We start from the raw sequence: 21,789 nt of genomic DNA, 5'->3' as shown, positions 1-21,789 counted from the left end.
CGATCAGCTTGTGTGTGCAGGCGGATCGGGCGACGTCCTTTTAGCAGCACTTATTACGCGCCCGCAATCTGAATCTCAAATCGGCGCAAGAAAGCGTAAATTATACGTCAAATCAAGGGCTTGGGTACTAAAGCTAAATCCTTGTCGGGTTTTTGTCATGGCAAAGTGCTCATGAATGCAGAGAAGTTTTTGTCAATTTGCTGCAATATCAACAGCCGCGAATGTCAGACCAAATGAGCATTTGGCAATCAGGAAAAGCTGCTCATCAGCCGTAAACGGCCTTACATCTGTAAATTCACAGGTTTTGCTTGCCTGAAAGCATTCACAGCTTCAATATCATGTCTATATCATCAATTAAAGGCATACTTGTGTCAGTTGTTCATTTTTGCCTTATCGCTACCAACATCAGATGAAGATCTCTGCACTCATTATTGAAGATCATCCGATTTATCGTGATGCCTTGCTGGTGTTCATGCGCCACATGCTGGGCGATGCCATGGTGGCAGCTGTAACTTCAACAGAAGAGGCATTGGCACAGGCACAGGAACATAAAGCTTTGCGTCTGATTTTGCTGGATCTGGGTTTGCCTGGCATGAACGGGGTGGAAGCCATCAGCTCCCTGCGCAAAAATTTTACTGATGTGGCAATTGTGGTTATTTCTGCATCAGAAGACCGGCGTGAAGTGGATGCCGCCTTGCGTGCCGGAGCCAAGGCCTTTATTTCCAAGGCGGTCTCTACCGAAGTCATGGCCGAGATAGTGCGTAAAATTCTGGCCAGGGAAACCCTCGATTCCAACTGGATCACCTTGCGCGGCAAGCAGGCCAACAAAGAAGAACCCTTGCTGGCCCTGACACCCAGGCAGCAAGAAACCCTTACCCTGCTTTGCCAGGGTTTGTCCAACAAGGAAATCGGCTTGCGTCTGGAGTTGGCAGAAATTACCGTGAAAATGCATGTTACGTCGATTTTTCGGGTATTGAATGTCGTCAACCGCACCCAGGCGGTGCTGGCAGCCCGTCGCCTGGGCCTATATTCTCCAGACCAGTACGATTGATACGCTGCTGGCTTTAGTCAAAGTCGGAAGGGTAGACCAGCTCTGGGAGAGGGGGATTGTTGCGCATTAATTCCAGCAAGGCGGCTTTCAAGGTATCGGCTTGCAAAGGTTTATGCAGTATCTGAAAATCCCGGGTTTGCTCTGGTCCGATTTGCTCTGCCGACGTTTCTCCCGTCACCAGCAAGGCTGGAATATTCTCATTAAATTCTTCGCGTATAGCCAGAATGGCATCATAGCCATTTTCTTTGGAAGACAGCCTGTAGTCACAGATCAGTACATCTGGCATCATGTCCAATTCTGCCAGGGCATGGATGGCTTCTGGCCCTGAGGCAGATGCCAGTACCTGGCATCCCCATAACTGCAGCAAAGTCTGGGTAGCTTGCAAGACACTTTTTTCATCATCAATAACCACAATCAGTTTGTCGTGCAATTCGTCGCTGGCCTGGTTTGTACTTGTCTCATCCTGGGCCTGGTTTTTTGGTGCCACTGCTATAGGAATAAGGATGGAAAAGCGTGTGCCTTCATTCAGTCGGGATTGCAGACTGACGGGTATATCCAGCAGTTTGCTGAGACGCTTGACGATAGCCAGACCCAGTCCCAGGCCTTTACTATTGTCTTTATGCTGATTGGCAACCTGGAAAAATTCTTCAAAGACGGTTTTTTGCTGGTAGGCAGAGATACCTATGCCAGTGTCTTCAACACTGATATTTAATTTGTTGCCTTCGGGCTGGCAGGTGATCTTGACACCACCCACATGGGTGTAGCGTATTGCGTTGGCGGTCAGGTTGCGTAGCATTTGCTCCAGCAGGCTGGCATCGGTTCTCACCCAGGCATCAATACTGTTCACATAAAATTCAAGATGCTTGTTCTGCGCCTGCGGTGTAAATTCAATAATAATCTTGGAGAGTATGGTCGCCACCGGAAAGCTTTTGATGGCTGGTTCAACAATCTGCGCATCCAGGCGCGAAATATCCAGCAAGGACAAAAACATATCGTCCATGATATCTGTGCAATGCCTGACATTCGTCAGCAGGCTGCGGGCTTGTTCTGGCAGTTCCACATTCGACAAGGCACCCAGATACAGATTTAAGGCATGCATGGGCTGGCGCAAATCATGGCTGGCCACTGCCAGAAAGCGGGTCAGCTCATTTTGTTGCTGCTCCTGTTGTTGATAGGCCAGCGTCAGAGCCTGATTGGATGCTTCCAGTTCACTGCGCTGCTGTTCCAGCATTTCTTTTTGCTGCAAGACTTCCTGGCTGCGTTTGCGGTTGAGGTTTTCAGAGTGATAGCGCCGCAGGTAGTTTAATTCAGTCGCACAACTGGTAAAAATGAACAGGCAGCAGGCTGGCCATAGCAGCAGGGCGTATTGCAAATGCGGGAAATCCTTTAACCAGCCCATCCAGGCAAAAAGATGGGGCAAGGCGGCAGCGCATAGTGCATACACGATGCCAAAAACCAGTGATATACCCTGGAACAGCACCAGAGGCATTAGCAGGAAAAACATGAAACCGCCTATGCCGTATTCCATGGCACCATGCAGGCGGTTTAAAATTTCCATGAACAAGCATTCTATGAACAGGCCGGTGACGAACATCGTCAATTGAGACAGCCAGCGCCGGGTGCGCATGAGTGCATTCATGACATTGAGGAGCAAGACCACATGCAAAAGCCGCAGCCCCAAAGTGTCTTGCGCCCCGACAGGGTCAATAAAATAATCCCAGAACCACATCATGCAGCCAAACAAGGCGCAGGCAGCGTGTACTATCGCCAGCATAATCCTGTGGTTTTCACGCTTGTGCTGAAGATAGGCCTCATCCGGGAAGAGGATTTCCCAAATGTCTTTACGCAGTCTGTTTGTGGACGTGTTTGCCGTTCGCATGCAAGAGTCTTTGTTCCAGGGATGGTCAGGTGACACGCCAGTTTTGACATCATTAGCAAGAAATTCATTCTCAAGCATTGGAACGCAAAACAGGGGAGGGCGTCAATTGCTGGCGGTATATACCGAGGTATTACATACAAGATCTTTAATAATTGTTACAATATGTAAGTAACAATATCGGGTCGTGCCGTATTTACGGAGATGAAATGCGCCTGAAATTTGCATGTACGTGCATGACGGAAAATTTTCGCTTGAGTATGGCGACCAGATTTCTTCTTTTCTGAATTCCAGTCTTTTCCCAAATCCCGTATTGAGTTGATATTTACCCGACCTGTTCAGATATGGGCGGCATTGTCATGCTCTGGTCGTGGAAAACTTGTGTTCCCTGCAGAGTGAATATTTATATATATTTTTATAAGGTAAGATTTTCATGGGTATCAACGCCAGCACTATACAAAAACTCTATATTGCCTATTTCAATCGTCCAGCGGACGTGGCTGGCCTGAACTATTGGGAGGGGCAGCTTGATGCCAACAAGATATCTCTCGCTGGTCTGGCGCAATCATTCAGTGAGCAGGCTGAATATGTAACGACCTATGGCGGGAAGTCGACTGCCGATGTTGTCACGGCCCTCTACCAGAATTTGTTTGGCCGTGCACCAGATGCTGATGGCCTGAAATACTGGGCGACTCAGATTGATACAAAGGCCGTAAATATGGGGGCGGCGGCACTGGCTATTCTGAACGGGGCAGTACCGCAGAGCGTGGATGGAATAACGATACAAAATAAACTCAAGTTTGCGACTGATTTTACGGCCAGCCTGAATACGCAGGAAAAGGCGGCTTCGTATAGTTACTCTTATGCCTTTGAAGTCATGCGTGGCATTTTGTCTGGCGTGACGGCAACAGCCTTGCCGCCTACGCTGGTACCCAGCGCACCTCTTAAAATTGCTGAAGCTGCCAATGGCATTAGTAATGCTGAAAGAATGCTTGGCATGGATGTGCTGGTTGATCTGACCGGTGTACAGACTTCGGTGGGGTACAAGCTTGAGTTGATGAATGGAAATAATTCTTTCTCTATTCCGGTTACCCATGTGTTGACTGCTGCAGAAGCGAAAGCGCAAAAAGCAGTTGTTCATATACCTGGCGGTATTAATTGGGGACCGGATGGCGCAAAAATGCTGGGCATCAAAGTCACGGATATTTTTGGAAATTCTGGCAAGGTAGGGGCGCAAACAGCAGTCGCGCTCGATACCACGGCACCTATACTGCCGCCTTCTGCGACTATCGTCACTTCATGGATGAAATCTCCCGCACAAGGCCTCGCAGCGGTAATAAGTGAAATTCAATACAACATTATTCGTGGTGAGAATACTGGGGGAAGTGCTGTATTGATGCAAAATAAAACGGTCATCGGCAAAGTGGCCAATATTGCTGCGAATGCGTCCATGCTCGATTTTGTCATTGACCCGGGTGTGGCAAAACAGGTTTATGACGATTATTTTAATACTTCTAGCAAAGTATTGAGTCTGGTATTGACAGACGCGTCAGGCAATTCAGTGACAACAAATTTAAGTGGTTCAGGGATCAGGGCAGAATACAAGTATAAAGAAGGTACACCTGTATCGAATATCAGTATATTCACCGATTCCATGAATGGGACACTGGCAGTGAAAGCTGGTATCAATGGCCTGGAGTATTTCAATGGCACTGCCTATTTGAAAATTAATGGACAAGTCATTGCCAGCGATAAACTCATTTTGTCTGACGACACGACGGTAGATTTCAACGTGCTGACTGCCAATAGTGCGCAGGTACAAAACCTGATTAATGCTGGCGGTGTGGTGTCTGTTGCCATGGTTGGATTTGATGGCAAGGCAGTAGAGAGTATCAATAATCCCACGCTGTCTGCGAACCAGTATGGTAGTCGTACTACCCTGGATTCCAGTGCAGTATTGCCAGCATTGCCCAAAACGGCTACCTACTACACCTCATACTACAATCAAGCGGGATTCGATTATGGTATCAGTGAAATGAAGTACTCCATTGTTGCTGGACAGAATACTGGTGGATCTGCATCCATTCTGGAAGCGGGCAATGTCATCGCCAAAATTCCCTACATTGGTGCCAATGACACCGTGCTGGATTTTTTATTTGATATGAAAATTGCCAAGCAAGTCTATAACGATTATTTTACGAATAAGAATTTAAGCTTGGTCGTGACAAATGCTTTTGGATATTCTGTCAGTGCTCCGTTGTCAGGTATCGATATCCGTGCCGATTATAAATTCAAGGACGGTACTCCTGCGACGAATATTGTTTTGACGCCTGTGGGTGGAAATATCGTTGCAAACACGGTCAATAGTTCCAATACCAATTTGTTGGTCACTGCTAGTGTGAATGGTCTGGAATATCTCACGAGTAAAGCTTACCTGAAGATAAATGGCCAGATTGTTGCCACTGATGATTTGATTTTAAGCTCTGACACCAAGCTCAACTTTGACTTGGGAACGTCCGATGCAGTTCAGCTACAGGCCATCGTGAAATCGGGTGGTGTTGTGTCCGTGGCCTTGATCGATATGAACGGCAAAGTGATTGAGAGCGTTGCCAATAACTATCTGGTGACAAATTTCTCATCTTCTTTTAGCGCGCAAGACACGTATTCTCAAGTGGCATTGACGACCAATGAGCATCCGCTTGTGGTTGTAGGGCAAACTGAACAGATATTATCTGTGTAAGACCAGCCCAATAAAAAAAGCACATCACGGTCTTACTGTGATGTGCCAAGGGGAACCGTACAAATAGTGGGTGTGGCCGTATTGATGTATCTCTTTTTATAAATCTTTTTTACGGCTCACAAACAGGCTGGCGATGATGGAGCTGCCCAGCAGCACAGCGATGACCATCAATGAAACACTGGTTGGTACATGCATCCATTTCACGATGAGCATCTTGATACCGACGAACATCAGGACAAAAGCCAGGCCGAATTTCAGCAAGTGGAAGCGGTCTGCCATATCTGCCAGCAAGAAATACAGCGCACGCAAGCCCATGATCGCGAAGATATTTGAAGTGAAGACAATGAAGGGATCTGTCGTCACAGCAAAAATCGCAGGTATCGAGTCCACCGCAAAAATCACGTCGGATATTTCTATCAATATCAGTACCAGGAACAGCGGCGTGAAAATGCGTTTGCCGTTTTCCCTGATACTGAATTTTTCTTCATGAAAATCCTTGGTAAATGGCAGCAGTTTCTTCGCCATGCGCAAGACTGGATTGGCTTCCAGATCCGGCTCTTCTTCAGCCGCCACCAGCATGCGCATACCTGTGACCAGCAAGAAAATACCAAACAGATACAGCACCCATGAGAATTGCGTGACTACCCAGCTACCTGCCAAAATCATGATGACGCGCATAATGATGGCACCCAGTACGCCATACAGCAAAACCTTGCGCTGGTATTGTGGTGGCACCGCAAAGTGACCAAATATCAGCAGGAAGACAAACACATTGTCGACCGACAGAGATTTTTCTATGACGTAACCGGCCAGAAATTCCATGGCCTTGGCAGTCGCGATTTCGCGCCCGACGGTTTCGCTGAGATATACCCACAGGCCCAGGTCAAACAAGAGCGCCAGGCTGACCCACACCAATGACCATGCCGCTGCTTCCTTGACACTGACTTTATGGGAACGCGAACCGCCAAGGGCGAACACGTCGACAGCCAGCATGAGTAAAACAAAGCCTATAAATACTGCCCACATCCAGGGCTGTGCGACGGATTCGATCATGTCTTATTCTTTCTCGATAAAGCCCAGCAATTGCAACAGGCTGGTGAACAGATTAAAGATGGTGACGTACAGGCTGACCGTCGCCATGATGTAATTGGTTTCGCCACCGCGGATGATATTGCTGGTTTCAAACAAGATCATGCCCGACATCAGCAAGACCATGACCGCAGATATCGTCAGCGACAGGGCAGGGATCTGGAAGAAAATCGCACCCAGGCTGGCGACAAAAGCGACCAGCATGCCCACCATCAAAAAGCCACCCATGAAACTGAAATCACGTTTGCTGACCAGTACGTAAGCAGACAAGCCCATGAAAATCAAACCTGTCATGGCCATTGCTGTCATCACAATACCGGTGCCGCCAGGCATACCCAGATAACGTGTCAGGATGGGGCCCAGGGTGTAACCCATGAAACCGGTCAGAGCAAACACGGCGGCGATACCCCAGCCACTGTTTTGCAATTTGGCCGTAGCAAACAATAGACCAAAGTAGCCGACCAGGGTCAGCAAGATACCGGGACCTGGAATATTGAAGGCAACTGTCGCGCCCGCTGTCATCGCTGAAAACAGCAAAGTCATGGACAACAACATATAAGTATTGCGCAAGACCTTGTGGCCGGAACTGACATTACTGTCACGGTAGGCAACGGTTTGTACATCTGTGGCAGAGCGACTCAAGATTTTCATGCTTTTCTCCTGAAATGTTGAAACCATGCGTAGGTGCTGTATGGCTTCACCTTCTCAACAGAAGGTGTAAACAGTGTAGGTCCTGTAGATAAACAAAAAAAGTCGAATATAATTGAATTTATATTCGAATTTTTCGATGTGTTGCATCATGTGTTGATAAATAATTGTCTATATGACAAGCCTTAATTACAAGCACTTACATTATTTCTGGATGGTCGCCAAGACCGGCAGCATTGCACGGGCGAGTGAGCAATTGCACCTGACGCCGCAAACCATCAGCGGGCAATTAAGTTTGTTTGAAGAAATTCAGGGGGAGGCTCTGTTTCGCAAGAGCGGGCGTAATCTGGAGCTGACTGAGGCAGGTCGTCTGGTATTTAGTTATGCGGAAGATATTTTTGCGCTAGGGCAAGAGCTGGAAGAAGTCTTTCACCACAGGCCCACCGCACGCACTGTGCAATTAAGGGTCGGCGTTTCCGATGCCTTGCCCAAGACCCTGGCTTATCGCCTGCTGGAACCAGCCCTGAAATTACCACAAACCCTGCGTATCAATTGCCGCGAAGGCAAGCTGGAAATCTTGCTGGCTGACCTGGCCACGCACAAATTGGACGTCGTCATGTCGGACAGCCCCATGCCTACCAGTGCCAATGTACGTGGCTATAGTCATCAACTGGGTGAGTGTGGCATCAGTTTCTTCGCCACCCGCGCTTTGCTTGAGCAATATCCCAAGCCGTTCCCGCAAAACCTGGAAGCTGCTCCATTTTTATTGCCGGGGGAAGATGCTGCCCAGCGCGCACGCCTGTTGCACTGGTTTGATGATCATGGACTGCATCCACGTATAGCAGGAGAATTTGACGATAGTGCGCTGATGAGTGCCTTTGGACAGGCTGGCGCGGGTATTTTTGCCGCACCTACCGTGGTGGCCGACATGGTCATGCGCCAGTATGACGTGCAGTTACTGGGGCAGACTGAAGAAATCAGGGAGCAGTTTTATGCCATCTCGGTCCAGCGCAAGCTGACGCATCCAGCGGTGCTGGCGATTACCCGTGCAGCCCGTAGCGATTTATTTGCAATGGAAGAAGAGTGAACGTTGATCGATCGGCTGGCGCAAAAAAAAGCGACAGCAAATGCTGTCGCTTTTTTGAGCTACCTGGCTGGATTAACGGCGGCCCAGCAAGGCTTTGGTGTTTTTGTCCATAGGGACAGCATAGTCTACCGAGCTGATGACAGTGTTGTCACTAGGCCTGACCAGCTTCAGATTGACATAGACCAGTTTGTCACTTTCAGCATAAGTACCGACGATAACAGCCTGGGCGCTATGGTTCTGGGCAACATCCTTGATTTCACGTGTCAGCAACAATTCGCCGACATTTTGCTTCATAAAAACTTTATCGCGGAATTTCATTTCCACCATTTTGTAATTATTGCGTGTGAACTGGCCAGAAACATGCTCGGCAACAATACGGCCAAATGCCGAAGACTCTTCCAGGAAATTGATATTGGCCAAAGTAGCAATAATCAATGGGCGGGAAGGGTCTATCCTCAAACCAGCATTTCTCATCAGCGTATCTGCTGCACGTTGATTCGCCGGGATAAATTCGTTGGCTTCTGCATCTTTCCAGGTTGGGGCAGGAGAAGCTGCTGCTGGAGGTGGAGTATTACCCAGGCCCAGATTGGCACAAGCACTAAGTGCAATCGCTGTAGCGATGACGAGAGCGGCACTTTTCATCATTATTGGCCTCCAACAACACGGAAGTTGAAGTCAGTGTCTTTATTGTAGAGTGTCCAGTCCCAATCCGCGACATAGTAAGCGTCAGTACGACGGGCGACATATTGTGAATTTTTCACCAAAGATGTCGTTACTATCAATTCGTGTCTGGGCGTAGGTCCCTTGGCATATTCCTGATTAACCCAGTTGGTCCAGTCATAGGCACCAGTTATTGCAAATGCACCCAGGACGGCATCTGTTTTGACCGGGATACCCAGGCCATGCACTGCAGCAATGCCAGCACCAATTGCAGTCACGCTGGTGAAACGTCTGTTTTGATGACGGTCAGGAGAAAAACGTACCAGTTGTGTTTCAATACTCACAACTTGTGCCGTGCCATCATTGATTTTCCTGACGACTACGCCCTGATTGACCAGAGAAGTAATGATCTGAGTGTAGAAAGCCTGAGTGAACTGGCTGTCTTTTTCTGGTGGCATGACGTAAACCGGTGCGCCTATCTTGTCGGTTCCGAGTTTGATTTGCTCTGCTACATCTTTCGCGATGACGAGCCAGTGCGACGCCGCTTGCAATTTATTTTGCGTCGTCGTCGGGAAATTGCCTGCTAATGGCGTTTCACTGTATGGAGTTGCACAACCTGCCAACAGCGCGGCTGCCAGGGCAATGGGAAGAAATTTCTTCATGAGCTCACCTTTTTTTAGGTCTTAGTCAGAGTTTTTGTTATCGAAAACGAAAATGGCAATAATTCAGTGTAAGAGAATACAACAAGTAGCGCCAGGCAACAAAGATTTTGCTTGCAGTCAGGCATTAATTGGATTATTTCCACAGATAAAACAGGCTGAGGCAGTATTACAAGCAAAAGTTGTAGCTTTTTTGCTTCAGTTTTCCCTGTTAACTGAAAAAATGTCCTTCTTGTAAAGCAAAGCCTTGCAGGAAATCAGCTACTTGTAGTCGCTTGCCACCGGGTTTTTGCAATTCGGTCAAGCTGAGTGAGCCTCGACCACAGGCAACAATAACACCTTGCTCCAGATTCGCCGAGAGTATTTGACCGGGTTTATGGTTACCAGTTGTTTCAAGCAGCTTTGCACCCCAGATTTTAATGGTGGTTTCAGCATATTGTGCATGGGTGCCGGGAAAGGGATTGAAGGCACGTATCTTTCTTTCCAGCACTTCCGCAGGCAAGTTGAAATCCAGAGCAGCTTCGTCCTTGCTGATTTTCGACGCATAGTTGACGCCAGCTTCCGGCTGCACGGTGGCAGATAAGCTAGCATTGCTCAATTGTTGCAATGTTGCAACAATCATTTCGCCGCCCAGTGTCGCGAGTTTGTCATGCAGGCTGCCAGTGGTATCGCTATTCATGATATTGACACTTTGCTTCAATAACATGGGACCAGTGTCCAGGCCTTCTTCCATTTGCATGATGGTGATGCCGGTCTCTGTATCACCCGCTTCTATTGCCCTGTGGATGGGGGCAGCACCGCGCCAGCGCGGCAAGAGAGAGCCGTGTATATTCAGGCAACCAAGACGCGGTATGCTCAATACAGAGAGTGGCAGTATCAGGCCATAGGCAGCGACTACCATGACATCATGCGGCGTGCTGTGAAGTAAATCATGTGCTTCTTTTGCAATATCAGGATATTTGCCGTCCAGGCGCAGCGACTGAGGCTGCGCTACAGGTATGCCATGTTGCAAGGCAAATTGCTTGACCGCAGAAGCATGCAATTGCATGCCGCGGCCCGCCGGGCGGTCTGGTTGGGTCAGCACAAGAGGCACTTCAAAGCCAGCGGCATGGATGGCTTGCAGGGCGGTGGCAGCAAATTCAGGGGTGCCGGCAAAGATAACGCGCATTAACGTTCAGCCCGTCTGCGTTGCTCTTCGCGTTCTTCTTTCTGCAGCTTGGTCTTGATACGGTTACGCTTCATGGGTGACAGGTATTCGACAAATACCTTGCCCTTGAGGTGATCCATTTCATGTTGTATGCAGACTGCCAGCAAGTCGGTCGCATGGATTTCAAAAGGCTTGCCGTCAGCATCCAATGCGCGTACCTTGACTTCGGCCGGGCGTTCTACGCCATCGTAAATGCCTGGTACCGACAGGCAGCCTTCGTCGTAGACTTTGCGTTCTTCACTCTCCCAGAGTATCTCCGGGTTGATGAATACCTGTAGCTGATCATTGGTTTCCGACACGTCGATGACGACCAACTGCTCATGCACGTCGACCTGTGAAGCGGCCAGGCCAACACCGGGAGCGTCGTACATGGTTGCTGCCATGTCGGCGATCAGGGTTTTCAGGCGTTCATCAAATTGTGTTACCGGTTTTGCCACTTTATGGAGGCGCGCATCGGGGTAGCGCAGTATATTTAGTATCGTCATAAGACATTTCACAACAAGCTTTAAGGCTTATTGCGCAGTTTTTCTTGCTAGTTCAAGGATTTATGGGCAGAATTTGATTCAATTTGGCAAGTTTTGCAAGTTTGCGCCTGCCTGCGCGCCTTCACTTGCAGTATTGCAGTATTTTGCATCGGATATTATTCATGAAAAAGTTTAGCACAATCGCCTCTATTCTCGCTGTGAGTCTTCCCCTGATTTCTACCGGGGCGCTTGCTGCCGACAGACAGGCTACCACTGCACAGGCACAAGCCGTTGCCAGTAAAAGCAAGTGCGACTTCTTGCCAGAAGCACCAGACAAGCATGTTGTTGTCAAAGGCGATACGCTGTGGGGCATTTCCAGCATGTTCTTGAAAAATCCCTGGTGCTGGCCAGTAGTCTGGGGCATGAATCAGGAAGATATCAAGAACCCGCACTGGATTTACCCTGGTCAGATTGTTTATTTTGACCGCGTCAATGGTCGTTTGCGGCTGGGTAACCCTGGCGGCGTACCTACCGTCAAATTGAACCCGCATTCCCGCGTAGAGGGCCTGGGTGCAAATGCTATTCCTGCCATTCCAGCGTCTGTCATAGAGCCTTTCCTTTCTCAGCCCTTGATTTTGGAAGATGATGACCTGGCAACTGCACCACGTATTATTGCCACCAAAGAAGGCCGCGTAAACCTCGGTGTGAATGAGCAGGCTTATGTCAGAGGTGAGCTTAATGGCAGTACCTCATTCCAGGTTTTCCGTCCGGGAGCACCTCTGCGTGATCCGGAAACCAAGGCGGTGATTGCCTATGAGTCAATTTACCTGGGCACAGTCAAACTGATGCGCGAAGGCAATGATGACAGTGACGTACACACCTTCAATGTCGTCAAGTCCAAGGAAGAAATGGCCGTAGGTGACCGCCTGATGCCTATTCCGCCCTCTCCTATCCTGAATTATGTACCGCACCCCCCGGCAGAAGAAGTCGATGCCCGTGTCGTGGCGATCTATGGTGGTGTTGAGTCAGCCGGCCAAAATCAGATTGTGAGCATCAATCGCGGAAAAAATGACGGCCTGAACCTGGGTACCGTGTTGACGCTGTATAACTACGGCAAAGTAATAAAAGATAAAACAGATGCCAACAAGGCCATCAAGTTGCCAGATGAACCCATTGGTGACTTGTTTATTTTCCGTACCTTCAGCAATGTATCTTATGGCTTGATCATGCAGGTAAAAGACATTGTCAAAGTGGGTGACGCTGCCAGGTCGCCAAACTAAGTTTGCTGCTGGCAGCTTGCACGTGGATTTGCGCCCGGATTTGATTGCCTGGTTAAGGCTGGAGCAAACACCTGGCGTAGGTAATGAAACTGCGCGCAGGTTGCTCAGCCGTTTTGGTTTGCCGGAGCAGATCTTCGCTGCCAGCCATACAGCATTATGCGAAGTTGTTTCCAACAAACTGGCAAGCGCCTTGCTGGCCATTCCTGCTGATTTCCAGCAACAGACTGACAAGACACTAGCCTGGCAAGAGCAGCCAGATAATCAGATACTGACCCTGGCTGATGCTGGCTATCCGCGTTCTTTACTGGAAATTCCAGACCCTCCCCTGATGTTGTATGTCAAAGGCCGGCTTGCCTTGCTGGAGGCCAGCACAGTCGCTGTGGTTGGTAGCCGCAATGCAACAGTACAAGGTATACGCAATGCCGAAAGTTTTTCTGAAGCCTTGAGCAGTGCCGGTTTGTGCATTAGTTCTGGCCTGGCTGCCGGCATTGATACTGCTGCTCATCAAGGTGCTTTGCGCGGACCAGGTTCTACTATTGCCGTGATAGGTACCGGGGCCGATATAGTCTATCCGGCACGAAACCGCAATCTGGCGCATCTGATTGCAGAAGGTGGTTGCATCGTCAGTGAGTACTCGCTAAGTACGCCGGCACTGGCACCCAATTTCCCACGCCGTAACCGTATCATTTCCGGACTTGCCAGAGGCGTACTGGTAGTCGAGGCTGCCGCACAATCAGGTTCCCTGATCACGGCCCGCATGGCCGCAGAGCAAGGGCGCGAGGTATTTGCCATCCCCGGTTCCATACATTCACCTTTGTCCAAAGGTTGCCATCAATTGATACGCCAGGGAGCCAAACTGGTGGAGTCAGCGCAAGACATACTGGAGGAGTTGCAATTTCAGCATGTAACTTCTTCCATCCAGCCTGAGTCCCTTGCTTTAACTGAACCTGGTGTGCATGGCTTATTAAGACAAATTAATTTTGATCCCGTTCATATGGACACGCTGGCAAGTAGTACAGGCATTGATATAGCCAGTTTGACATCAGAGTTGTTAAATCTGGAATTGAATGGTCAACTGGAAGCCTTGCCAGGCGGATATTATCGCCGTCTGGCATGATGCTGAATGCTGCTTAAGTCTTGCAGGGGCTTGTTTGAAAACGCTGCAAAGGCTACAGTAGCAGCATGTTTGATATTCTTGTTTACCTCTACGAAACTTATTACCGTCCGGATGCTTGTCCTGACACGGCGGCCTTGACCAAAAAATTGTCTGCTGTTGGTTTCCCCGAAGATGAAATTACTGAGGCACTGGATTGGCTGACAGGTTTGGCTATTAATAGTGCTGAGCCATCAGAGTCCGCTCCCATGTCCAAAGGTTTCAGGATTTACGCCGAGCAGGAAATTGTAGCCCTGGGTACGCCAGCATTGGGTTTCATACAATATCTGGAATCTGCCGGCTTAGTGAATGCTAATCAACGAGAAATCGTGATTGAAAGAGCATTGGTTGTTAATGAATCACCCCTGCCTCTGGATAAGCTGCGCATTATTGTCTTGATGATGTTGTGGAGCCAGGGAGCCGAGCCTGACATGTTGATGTTTGACGAATTATTGTTGTCAGATGACGACAGCGTGACCAGGCTTTTGCATTAATCATTTCCTAAATGGAATTTTTATGACAAAAATCGCGCATAGATTGCGGTTTTTCGTCTATCGCACTTATCATTCCCCGCAAATTTAGGTTAGTCTTACGCTTATTTTGCGAAATGTTGCCTATTAGACATTGGCAGCCACGCTTTACCCTATTCGAGAATCCCGAAATGACAAAAACGCTCATCATTGCCGAAAAACCCTCTGTCGCTAATGACATAGCGAAAGCACTGGGTGGCTTCACCAAGCATGATGATTATTTTGAGTCTGACAACTATGTATTGTCTTCTGCAGTAGGCCATTTGCTGGAAATCACAGTTCCTGAAGAATACGATGTCAAACGTGGCAAATGGAGTTTCACTCATTTGCCGATGATACCGCCACATTTCGCCCTGAACCCGATTGCCAAGACTGAGTCACGCCTGAAGGTCTTGAACAAGCTGATCAAGCGCAAGGACGTCACCGGCCTGATTAACGCATGTGACGCGGGCCGCGAAGGTGAGTTGATTTTCCGTCTGATTGCCCAGAATGCCAAGGCCAAGCAGCCAGTCAGCCGCTTGTGGCTGCAATCCATGACGACAGGTGCGATACGCGATGGTTTCCAGAAATTGCGTAGCGATGCAGAAATGATGCCTTTGGCAGATGCAGCGCGTTGCCGTTCGGAAGCCGACTGGCTGATAGGTATCAATGGTACCCGCGCCATGACAGCCTTCAATTCCAAGGAGGGGGGCTTTTACCTGACGACGGTGGGTCGTGTGCAGACACCCACCTTGTCCATCGTGGTCGAGCGTGAAGAAAAGATCAAGAAATTCGTTTCCCGTGATTATTGGGAAGTGAAGGCAGAATTTGTTTGCGCTGCCGGTATTTATGAAGGCCGCTGGCAAGATCACCAGTTCAAAAAAGATGAACACGATCCTGAGAAAAAGGCTGAGCGCCTGTGGAGCAAGGCAGCTGCCGAATCCATCGTGGCCGCTTGCCGTAACCGCCAGGGTAATGTCACCGAAGAGTCCAAACCAGCGACGCAAATCGCGCCGCCACTGTTTGACCTGACCAGTTTGCAGCGTGAGGCGAATGCCCGTTTCGGTTTTTCAGCCAAGAATACCCTGGGTCTGGCCCAGGCCTTGTATGAAAAGCATAAGGTACTGACTTACCCGCGTACCGATTCCCGCCATTTGCCAGAAGATTATCTGCCAACGGTGAAAGAAACCCTGAGTACCATCTCCGAGACCAATAATTACCACCAGTTTGCTTCACAAATCCTGAAGAACAACTGGATCAAGCCAAACAAGCGTATTTTCGACAATACCAAGATCAGTGATCACTTTGCCATCATTCCAACTGGTCTGGCGCCAAAAAATTTGTCTGAGCCTGAGCAAAAACTGTATGACCTGGTAACGCGCCGTTTCCTCGCCGTGTTCTTCCCGGCCGCAGAATTCCAGGTAACGACCCGTATTACCGAAGTATCCGGCCATCAGTTCAAGACTGAAGGCAAGGTCATGACAAGTGCGGGCTGGCTGGCAATTTATGGCAAGGATGCGCTGGAAGAAAAAGACGGCGAAAGCAAGGGCACGCTGGTTGCTGTTGCCAAAGGAGAGAAAGTCCACACCGAGCAGATCACGGCGAATGCCCTGGTCACCAAACCGCCAGCACGATACAGCGAGGCTACCTTGCTGTCGGCCATGGAAGGTGCCGGCAAGCTGGTCGATGATGGTGAGCTGCGCGAAGCCATGGCAGGCAAGGGCCTGGGTACACCAGCTACCCGCGCCGCCATCATCGAGGGTTTGCTGAACGAGAAATATCTGTTGCGCGAAGGCCGCGAAATGATGCCTACCGCCAAAGCTTTCCAGTTGATGACCCTCTTGCGTGGTCTGGGCGTAGATGAGCTGACTTCACCAGAACTGACGGGTGAGTGGGAGTACAAGCTTTCGCAAATGGAAAAAGGCAAGATCAGCCGCGAAGAGTTCATGCGCGAAATTGCCCAGATGACCCAGATCATCGTCAAGCGTGCCAAGGAATACGATAACGATACTATCCCTGGTGATTATGCAACTTTGCATACACCATGCCCACATTGCGGTGGTGTCGTCAAAGAGAATTATCGTCGCTTTGCCTGCACCAAATGCGAATTTTCCATGAGCAAGACACCTGGCAGTCGCCAGTTTGAAGTGGCAGAAGTGGAAGAGCTGCTGGCCAAACGTGAAATCGGCCCACTGCAAGGTTTCCGTTCGAAAATGGGCCGCCCATTCGCAGCGATCCTCAAGATCGTCGCGGATGCTGACCACAATAATCTGAAGCTGGAATTTGACTTTGGCCAGAATCAGGATGAGGGCGAAGATGGGGAGCCTGTCGATTTTTCCGAACAAACTTCGCTAGGACCTTGTCCAAAATGTGGGAATGGCGTGTATGAAATGGGGCTGGCCTATGTCTGCGAAAAATTCATGGCCAAACCCAAGACTTGCGATTTCCGTAGTGGCCGCATTATTCTGCAACAAGAAATCCTGCCTGAGCAGATGGGTAAATTGTTGAACGACGGCAAGACAGACTTATTACCTGGCTTTATCTCGCAGCGTACCCGTCGCCCGTTCAAGGCTTTCCTGGTACGCGGCAAGGATGGCAAGGTCAGTTTTGAATTTGAAGAGCGTAAGGCCAAAGCCCCTGCAGCTGCCAAATCCAAAGCCAAGGCCGAGCCTGAGGCAGAAGCCAAGGCAACTGCAAAAGCTGCGCCTGCCAAAAAAGCCGTGGTCAGGAAAAAGAAAGCCGCCTGACAGGTTTTTGCCACAAATTATCAAGGAACGGGAGCAGGGGAAGGGGATAACACCACTTTTCCTGCAGAGTAAGTCATTTTCGCGTATTGTTAAAGGATGGTTTTTTGATATAGGGTGCACATGGCCGCAAACGAGTCCTTATCCAGTGCTCGCGCTGAATTTACTCATGCATTTAATCATGCAGTACCCGGCATTCTGCCCGAAGCTTTGGAGGCTTTACTGACCAAGGCGAATTACAACGGTACTTCATCGGCTGAAAAAAGCCGCATTGTCGGCGCGCGTGCGCTCTTGCCAGAAAAATGGGATGCCATTTCCCGCGCCATACCAGTTCATCTGGTTCAGTTGCTGGACCGTAGCATTACCACCGCCTACAGTACCTTCAGACCAGCTTCGGCCCTGGGCCAGGCAACCGAACTTGCCTTGCTCGATTCCTCTACCTTTGAAACAACGCTGCGCTTCAATGAAATGACGCAGAATTTCCGCGACAAGGCCGGGCAAGCCTTGCTGGATTTGAATATACGCATAGCCGTCCTGTTCGGGCAGGATGATATACGTGAAAGGGAAAACCCTTTCCGCCCTTATCTTCTGGCCCGTAGCATCTTCCTGGCAGTAGAAGAGCAAAAACTACAGAAAGATGCTGAAGCTATTATCATCGAACAACTCGGTGAAAGCCTGGCTGGCAGCATGGCTGGCATTTACGAGGCGGCCAATGCTGCTTTGGAAAAGCAGGGCATCAGTGCCAGCCTCTCTCTAAAAATCAGCAAGGCACCTGAATCGCAGACTAACCGTAACGCTAATCCTCCTGCGCAAGGAAGTGGAGGAAGCGGAAGTGGCGGACAGGGTTACTCCACCATGCAGGCGGGCGTTTTCCCCGGGGTTCAAGCGAGCAGTCAGGGACAAGCGCAGAACCAGGGCGCATTCCCGGCAGCGCAACAGGCTGCCATGGTGAATCCGGGGGTAAGGCTGGAACAATTATTTCAGACAGTACGTGGCAAGCCACTGAGTTTGCCTCCAGCCACACCGGTATTGGCACAAAGTGCTGGCAGTATGCAGGCGTCTGCTTCTTACGCAGGTGGCCTGCCATCGCTGGATGCTCTTCCTGCCAATAACAGTGGCCCGGCCTGGCTGAGTGGTGCCAGTGAGCTCGGCGGCATCCTGAGACAGGCATTTGGTGAAACTGTCGCAGCATCCAGTCCGCAAAAAAATAAACATGCGGGTGACAGCATTCCTTTCACTCCCAGAGAGAGTGCTGCCGCAGCTCAAACCACAGCTACAACTGCGCCAAATAATCAGGCCAATGCAGGTCAGTTCGCCCACACGGGTTTGCCAAGTACCGTAGGTAAAGCCAGCGCCGACATGATACAAGTGCCAGCTGCCTTGGTGGCTTCGCATCTGCAGAATATAGAAAGCCAGTTAAAGCAAAGGGCAGAGGCACAATTGCCCCCAGAGCTCAGCATGGGCTTGATCAAGGTACTGGGACAAATGCACAAGGTCATGGTGCCGGACAGTACTGCCATGAAAGATGCACAGGGTGAAATCCGTAACCTGATACGCGAGCATAAAGACGCCCTCTACAGTCTGGCCAAAGAGACTGACGAGCAAATGTGCATAGACCTGGTGGCCATGCTGTTTGAAGTCATGCTGTGTGACGAGATGGTCCCCTTCAAAATGCGCATAGACCTGGGGCGCCTGCAATTTTTGATATTGCAACTGGCATTGAAAGAAAAGAATTTGCTCAGCGATGGCAAGCATCCGGCGCGCCTCTTGTTGAACCGGATTTGCTCTATTGCCTATAGTGCCGAGCAAATCGGTGATGTAGAAAACCATGTCGCTGAAGAGATAGCCCGTATTATCAAGACCCTCATGCGGCATGACAGCGAAGTGCCAGAGTTGTTTTCGCGCATACAAAACAGGTTTGAAACCTTTGTTGCCCGTGAGCTGCGTACCAATGACCCGCATATACGCCGCACAGTAAAAGCCATGGATGAGGCAGAAATTCGCTTCATGCGCTTTGCCTGCATTGCTGTTGCCATTGGCAAGGCTATGCCCAAGGTGCATGTTGATCCTGGCTTCCGCAGCTTTCTCAAGAATGAATGGGTCAGGGCGATAGAAGTGGCCGAAAGGACAGATGCCATACTCGCCAGGCGCTATCGCCTGCTGGTGCCTGACCTGTTATGGAGCGTTTTTCCCAAAACAGATAATGATGAAAGAAGCTTGCTGTCCTCCATGTTACCCAGCATGGTAGGCACACTGCGCCATGGCCTTGATTTGATGGAATGGGAAAAGGCCAAGCAGCAAAAATTATTAAACTGGCTGGCAGAGGCGCATTCAAAAGCCTTGCGCCCGCCCGTCGATAGCAAAAAAGTGCAGACGCCCAGCCTGCCAGCCATGCACGAACGTTTTGAGCAATTTACCAATCAGGCCGATACGATAGAGCATTCTGAGATCCAGCATTATGAATCTGCTAAAGAATACTATCAGCTTGCAGTCCTGGCCGAACTGGGTTTGCAGACCAGGATGCTGGACAAAGAAGTGCGCAAACCGCCAGTCGCGACGGATGGCGTGATCACAGTCACCGCCGCTCCAGAACCTGAGCTTAATCCTGCTTATCTCGAACGCATCGTCAGTGGCGCACTGATTGACATCAAGGCCGATACGCTCAAAGCCAAGGCCTGCATACGCTGGGTAGATCCAAATTTGAACCACGTCGTGCTGAGCCTGAGAGGGGAAGAATTTCCTGCTGTGCTCAGCATGCGGGTATTTTGTGAATTACTCGATTTTGGCAAGCTGCGCTTTATTGAAGAAGAGCCGCTGTTTGAGCGGGCCATCCATACTTTGCTCAAGTCTGCTGATGAAGTTGATAATGTGCGGGTGTAAAACCCCGCACACTGCAGATTGATCTGTTGATTTAGTCGTCGGTGCGATCAGTGTCTGGTTCGAAAAAACACCACTTCACCTGCGGCCATTGGCTTTGTATGCCAGCTTCCACTTCATTAATCGCGGCGACCAGCGCTTTATCAGAACCCTGCGGACGCATTTTGGCTTGTACCGCAATCATTAATTGCTCACCCCATTGCAGGGTAATCAAGTTGATGACGTGATCAACTTGTGGATGGTTGGTGATATGTGCACGTATTGCCTCATTGACTTCCGGCGCAGCAGATTCGCCAGTAATCATGGCCTTGACTTCCCGGATGATAAAGAAAGCAATGGCCATGAGCAAACAGCCAACGATGATGGAACCCACTGCATCCCATACAGGATTGCCAGTAACGACAGATAAAACCACCGCAATAAATGCAACCGCCAGGCCAGCCAGGGCAGCGATATCTTCACCAGCGACGACCATCAATTCAGACTGACGGGTTTCACGGAACCACTGGAAGAAATTCTTGCCTGCGGAAATTTTGCGTATTTCCACCATCGCCCCATACAGGGAAAATGCCTCAAGAACCACAGAAATACCCAGCACCGTCAAGGCAACCATAGGGTTTTTCAAAGGCTCGGCATGCTTCAGGCGTTCTACACCCTCCATGACAGAAAACGCACCACCCAAAAAGAACAACAGCAAGGCCACCATCATGGCCCAGAAATACACCACCCGCCCATAACCCATGGGGTGAGATGCGTCAGGCGCTCGCTTGGCTTCCTTGATGCCGACCAGCAAAAAGATTTGATTTATACAATCGGCGGTGGAATGGATAGCCTCTGCCAGCATGGCACCGGAAGAAGTAAAGATCGCCGCAGCAAATTTAGCCACCGCAATACCGCCATTGGCACCCAGCGCATAAAAAATCGCCTTGGTTGAACCTTCTGAATTTGCAGACATGGAAATAAATAGAAAAAAGAAAAACCTAACCTTACTTGATTTCTCTGCAAATAATCAAATAGTTACGCTCATTTACCGGTTTGCCCCCAGTGAGAATGACTGGAGAGGCAGACTCGCTTACCAGTAGCAGTCGGGACTTGCATGTGGATGGGTTTTGATCAATGAGCGAAATACTATTAAATATAAATAGCTCCCGAATCGTCGCTCCTGCGCAGGTAGGAGCCTAGCGGCGTCGTCACTCGATAAGCCACTACATATATATAAATAAGAAAACCAGAGGGTGCGCGCAGCGCACCCTTTAGTTTTTGCCTTTATTTGCGTCTATGTGCCATTCAATAAACGAAGTAAATAATTACCGATAAAGCCTTGCGGAGGCGGGCAGTAGTTTGCTATAGTTCGCCTCCCGCTGAGAAGCGGGAAGAGAATGGAAGCAAAGTAACAAAGCTGGTGAAATGCGCGATTGAACAAATTGCAGAAAAAACTGGCAACTGTGAACACCGAACAACAGTTTTGGACGCTTGAGAAAGCGAAACAAAACGAAGTGAAATCAAGGTGTTGACAGGGTAAGTAAAATGCCCCATAATCTCGTTTCTCTGCTGCTGACGCACACAACGCTGCGACGCAAAGCTGGATGAATAAGTAGTCCGGTTGAGTAGAAAAGAATTCAGTTCTTTAACAATTAACAGTCAATAAATGTGGGCACTTGGTGAGGCGCACCAACTAACTTAGGTTAGTTGGCATGCTTAAATAATATAGCAAGTGTTCACAAGAAATAACAAAGCAAGACGGT

At 49.5% G+C, this 21,789-nt stretch carries 16 protein-coding genes; 8 read left to right on the top strand and 8 right to left on the bottom strand.

From position 1 onward, the window contains the following. The first annotated feature begins 409 nt into the window (after window positions 1-409). Entirely contained in the window at window positions 410-1,051 is a 642-nt protein-coding gene (locus DFR42_RS07135; RefSeq protein ID WP_110254304.1) for a response regulator, read from the top strand. A gap of 13 nt (window positions 1,052-1,064) precedes the next feature. Here the strand turns inward: DFR42_RS07135 and DFR42_RS07130 are convergent, their stop codons facing one another. Further along, entirely contained in the window at window positions 1,065-2,930 is a 1,866-nt protein-coding gene (locus tag DFR42_RS07130; protein WP_170133435.1) for an ATP-binding response regulator, read from the bottom strand. 430 nt (window positions 2,931-3,360) lie between these two features. Here DFR42_RS07130 and DFR42_RS07125 point away from each other — a divergent pair, with 430 nt between their 5' ends. Further along, window positions 3,361-5,667 carry a DUF4214 domain-containing protein gene (locus DFR42_RS07125; protein ID WP_110254302.1) on the top strand — a complete coding sequence of 769 codons (2,307 nt, stop codon included), beginning with the start codon at window positions 3,361-3,363 and terminating at the stop codon, window positions 5,665-5,667. A gap of 96 nt (window positions 5,668-5,763) precedes the next feature. Here the strand turns inward: DFR42_RS07125 and DFR42_RS07120 are convergent, their stop codons facing one another. Both DFR42_RS07120 and DFR42_RS07115 read right to left on the bottom strand, forming a co-directional pair. Continuing rightward, complete coding sequence (locus tag DFR42_RS07120) at window positions 5,764-6,720, bottom strand: TerC family protein (protein WP_245936873.1); 957 nt, start codon at window positions 6,718-6,720, stop codon at window positions 5,764-5,766. Window positions 6,721-6,723: 3 nt separating this feature from the next. After that, window positions 6,724-7,407, bottom strand: coding sequence for a Bax inhibitor-1/YccA family protein (locus DFR42_RS07115; protein WP_110254301.1), 684 nt, complete (start codon window positions 7,405-7,407; stop codon window positions 6,724-6,726). Window positions 7,408-7,579: 172 nt separating this feature from the next. Here DFR42_RS07115 and nhaR point away from each other — a divergent pair, with 172 nt between their 5' ends. Further along, the gene (gene nhaR / locus DFR42_RS07110) at window positions 7,580-8,491 is read left to right on the top strand and encodes a transcriptional activator NhaR (protein ID WP_110254300.1); all 912 of its coding nucleotides are present in this window, start codon (window positions 7,580-7,582) and stop codon (window positions 8,489-8,491) included. Between the two features lie 72 nt (window positions 8,492-8,563). Here the strand turns inward: nhaR and DFR42_RS07105 are convergent, their stop codons facing one another. The 4 genes from DFR42_RS07105 to def form a co-directional block, all read right to left on the bottom strand. Beyond that, the gene (locus DFR42_RS07105) at window positions 8,564-9,136 is read right to left on the bottom strand and encodes a FlgO family outer membrane protein (RefSeq protein WP_110254299.1); all 573 of its coding nucleotides are present in this window, start codon (window positions 9,134-9,136) and stop codon (window positions 8,564-8,566) included. Then, entirely contained in the window at window positions 9,136-9,813 is a 678-nt protein-coding gene (locus DFR42_RS07100; protein ID WP_110254298.1) for a hypothetical protein, read from the bottom strand. Before DFR42_RS07100 ends, DFR42_RS07105 begins: the two co-directional genes overlap by 1 nt. 208 nt (window positions 9,814-10,021) lie before the next feature. After that, on the bottom strand, window positions 10,022-10,978 hold the full coding sequence (gene fmt / locus DFR42_RS07095) for a methionyl-tRNA formyltransferase (protein WP_110254297.1): 957 nt from the start codon (window positions 10,976-10,978) through the stop codon (window positions 10,022-10,024). After that, the gene (gene def / locus DFR42_RS07090; RefSeq protein ID WP_110254296.1) at window positions 10,978-11,502 is read right to left on the bottom strand and encodes a peptide deformylase; all 525 of its coding nucleotides are present in this window, start codon (window positions 11,500-11,502) and stop codon (window positions 10,978-10,980) included. The genes fmt and def overlap by 1 nt, the downstream gene beginning before the upstream one ends. 161 nt (window positions 11,503-11,663) lie before the next feature. On the opposite strand from def, the gene DFR42_RS07085 reads away from it, so the two are divergent. From DFR42_RS07085 to DFR42_RS07065, 5 genes are all read left to right on the top strand, one after another. After that, window positions 11,664-12,761 (top strand): LysM peptidoglycan-binding domain-containing protein, encoded by a 1,098-nt coding sequence (locus DFR42_RS07085; protein ID WP_110254295.1) that lies wholly within the window; start codon window positions 11,664-11,666, stop codon window positions 12,759-12,761. A 22-nt stretch (window positions 12,762-12,783) separates the two neighbouring features. After that, entirely contained in the window at window positions 12,784-13,878 is a 1,095-nt protein-coding gene (dprA, locus tag DFR42_RS07080; protein ID WP_245936872.1) for a DNA-processing protein DprA, read from the top strand. Window positions 13,879-13,943: 65 nt separating this feature from the next. After that, complete coding sequence (locus tag DFR42_RS07075) at window positions 13,944-14,408, top strand: Smg family protein (RefSeq protein ID WP_110254293.1); 465 nt, start codon at window positions 13,944-13,946, stop codon at window positions 14,406-14,408. A 167-nt stretch (window positions 14,409-14,575) separates the two neighbouring features. Next, window positions 14,576-17,170, top strand: coding sequence for a DNA topoisomerase III (locus DFR42_RS07070; RefSeq protein WP_110254292.1), 2,595 nt, complete (start codon window positions 14,576-14,578; stop codon window positions 17,168-17,170). Between the two features lie 120 nt (window positions 17,171-17,290). Further along, window positions 17,291-20,047 (top strand): DUF1631 family protein, encoded by a 2,757-nt coding sequence (locus DFR42_RS07065; protein ID WP_110254291.1) that lies wholly within the window; start codon window positions 17,291-17,293, stop codon window positions 20,045-20,047. Between the two features lie 31 nt (window positions 20,048-20,078). On the opposite strand, the gene DFR42_RS07060 is transcribed toward DFR42_RS07065, so the two are convergent. Further along, window positions 20,079-20,999 (bottom strand): cation diffusion facilitator family transporter, encoded by a 921-nt coding sequence (locus DFR42_RS07060; protein ID WP_110254290.1) that lies wholly within the window; start codon window positions 20,997-20,999, stop codon window positions 20,079-20,081. Between the last annotated feature and the right edge of the window lie 790 nt (window positions 21,000-21,789).

The organism is Undibacterium pigrum, from assembly GCF_003201815.1.
Taxonomy (GTDB): domain Bacteria; phylum Pseudomonadota; class Gammaproteobacteria; order Burkholderiales; family Burkholderiaceae_D; genus Undibacterium; species Undibacterium pigrum.
This window is presented reverse-complemented; position numbering and strand designations above follow the sequence as displayed.

Excerpts from the sequence above, each read along its gene's own strand:
- DFR42_RS07135 (WP_110254304.1), top strand. The coding sequence starts at position 410 with ATGAAGATCTCTGCACTCATTATTGAAGATCATCCGATTTATCGTGAT.
- DFR42_RS07130 (WP_170133435.1), bottom strand. The coding sequence starts at position 2,930 with ATGCGAACGGCAAACACGTCCACAAACAGACTGCGTAAAGACATTTGG.
- DFR42_RS07125 (WP_110254302.1), top strand. The coding sequence starts at position 3,361 with ATGGGTATCAACGCCAGCACTATACAAAAACTCTATATTGCCTATTTC.
- DFR42_RS07120 (WP_245936873.1), bottom strand. The coding sequence starts at position 6,720 with ATGATCGAATCCGTCGCACAGCCCTGGATGTGGGCAGTATTTATAGGC.
- DFR42_RS07115 (WP_110254301.1), bottom strand. The coding sequence starts at position 7,407 with ATGAAAATCTTGAGTCGCTCTGCCACAGATGTACAAACCGTTGCCTAC.
- nhaR (WP_110254300.1), top strand. The coding sequence starts at position 7,580 with ATGACAAGCCTTAATTACAAGCACTTACATTATTTCTGGATGGTCGCC.
- DFR42_RS07105 (WP_110254299.1), bottom strand. The coding sequence starts at position 9,136 with ATGATGAAAAGTGCCGCTCTCGTCATCGCTACAGCGATTGCACTTAGT.
- DFR42_RS07100 (WP_110254298.1), bottom strand. The coding sequence starts at position 9,813 with ATGAAGAAATTTCTTCCCATTGCCCTGGCAGCCGCGCTGTTGGCAGGT.
- fmt (WP_110254297.1), bottom strand. The coding sequence starts at position 10,978 with ATGCGCGTTATCTTTGCCGGCACCCCTGAATTTGCTGCCACCGCCCTG.
- def (WP_110254296.1), bottom strand. The coding sequence starts at position 11,502 with ATGACGATACTAAATATACTGCGCTACCCCGATGCGCGCCTCCATAAA.
- DFR42_RS07085 (WP_110254295.1), top strand. The coding sequence starts at position 11,664 with ATGAAAAAGTTTAGCACAATCGCCTCTATTCTCGCTGTGAGTCTTCCC.
- DFR42_RS07075 (WP_110254293.1), top strand. The coding sequence starts at position 13,944 with ATGTTTGATATTCTTGTTTACCTCTACGAAACTTATTACCGTCCGGAT.
- DFR42_RS07070 (WP_110254292.1), top strand. The coding sequence starts at position 14,576 with ATGACAAAAACGCTCATCATTGCCGAAAAACCCTCTGTCGCTAATGAC.
- DFR42_RS07065 (WP_110254291.1), top strand. The coding sequence starts at position 17,291 with ATGGCCGCAAACGAGTCCTTATCCAGTGCTCGCGCTGAATTTACTCAT.
- DFR42_RS07060 (WP_110254290.1), bottom strand. The coding sequence starts at position 20,999 with ATGTCTGCAAATTCAGAAGGTTCAACCAAGGCGATTTTTTATGCGCTG.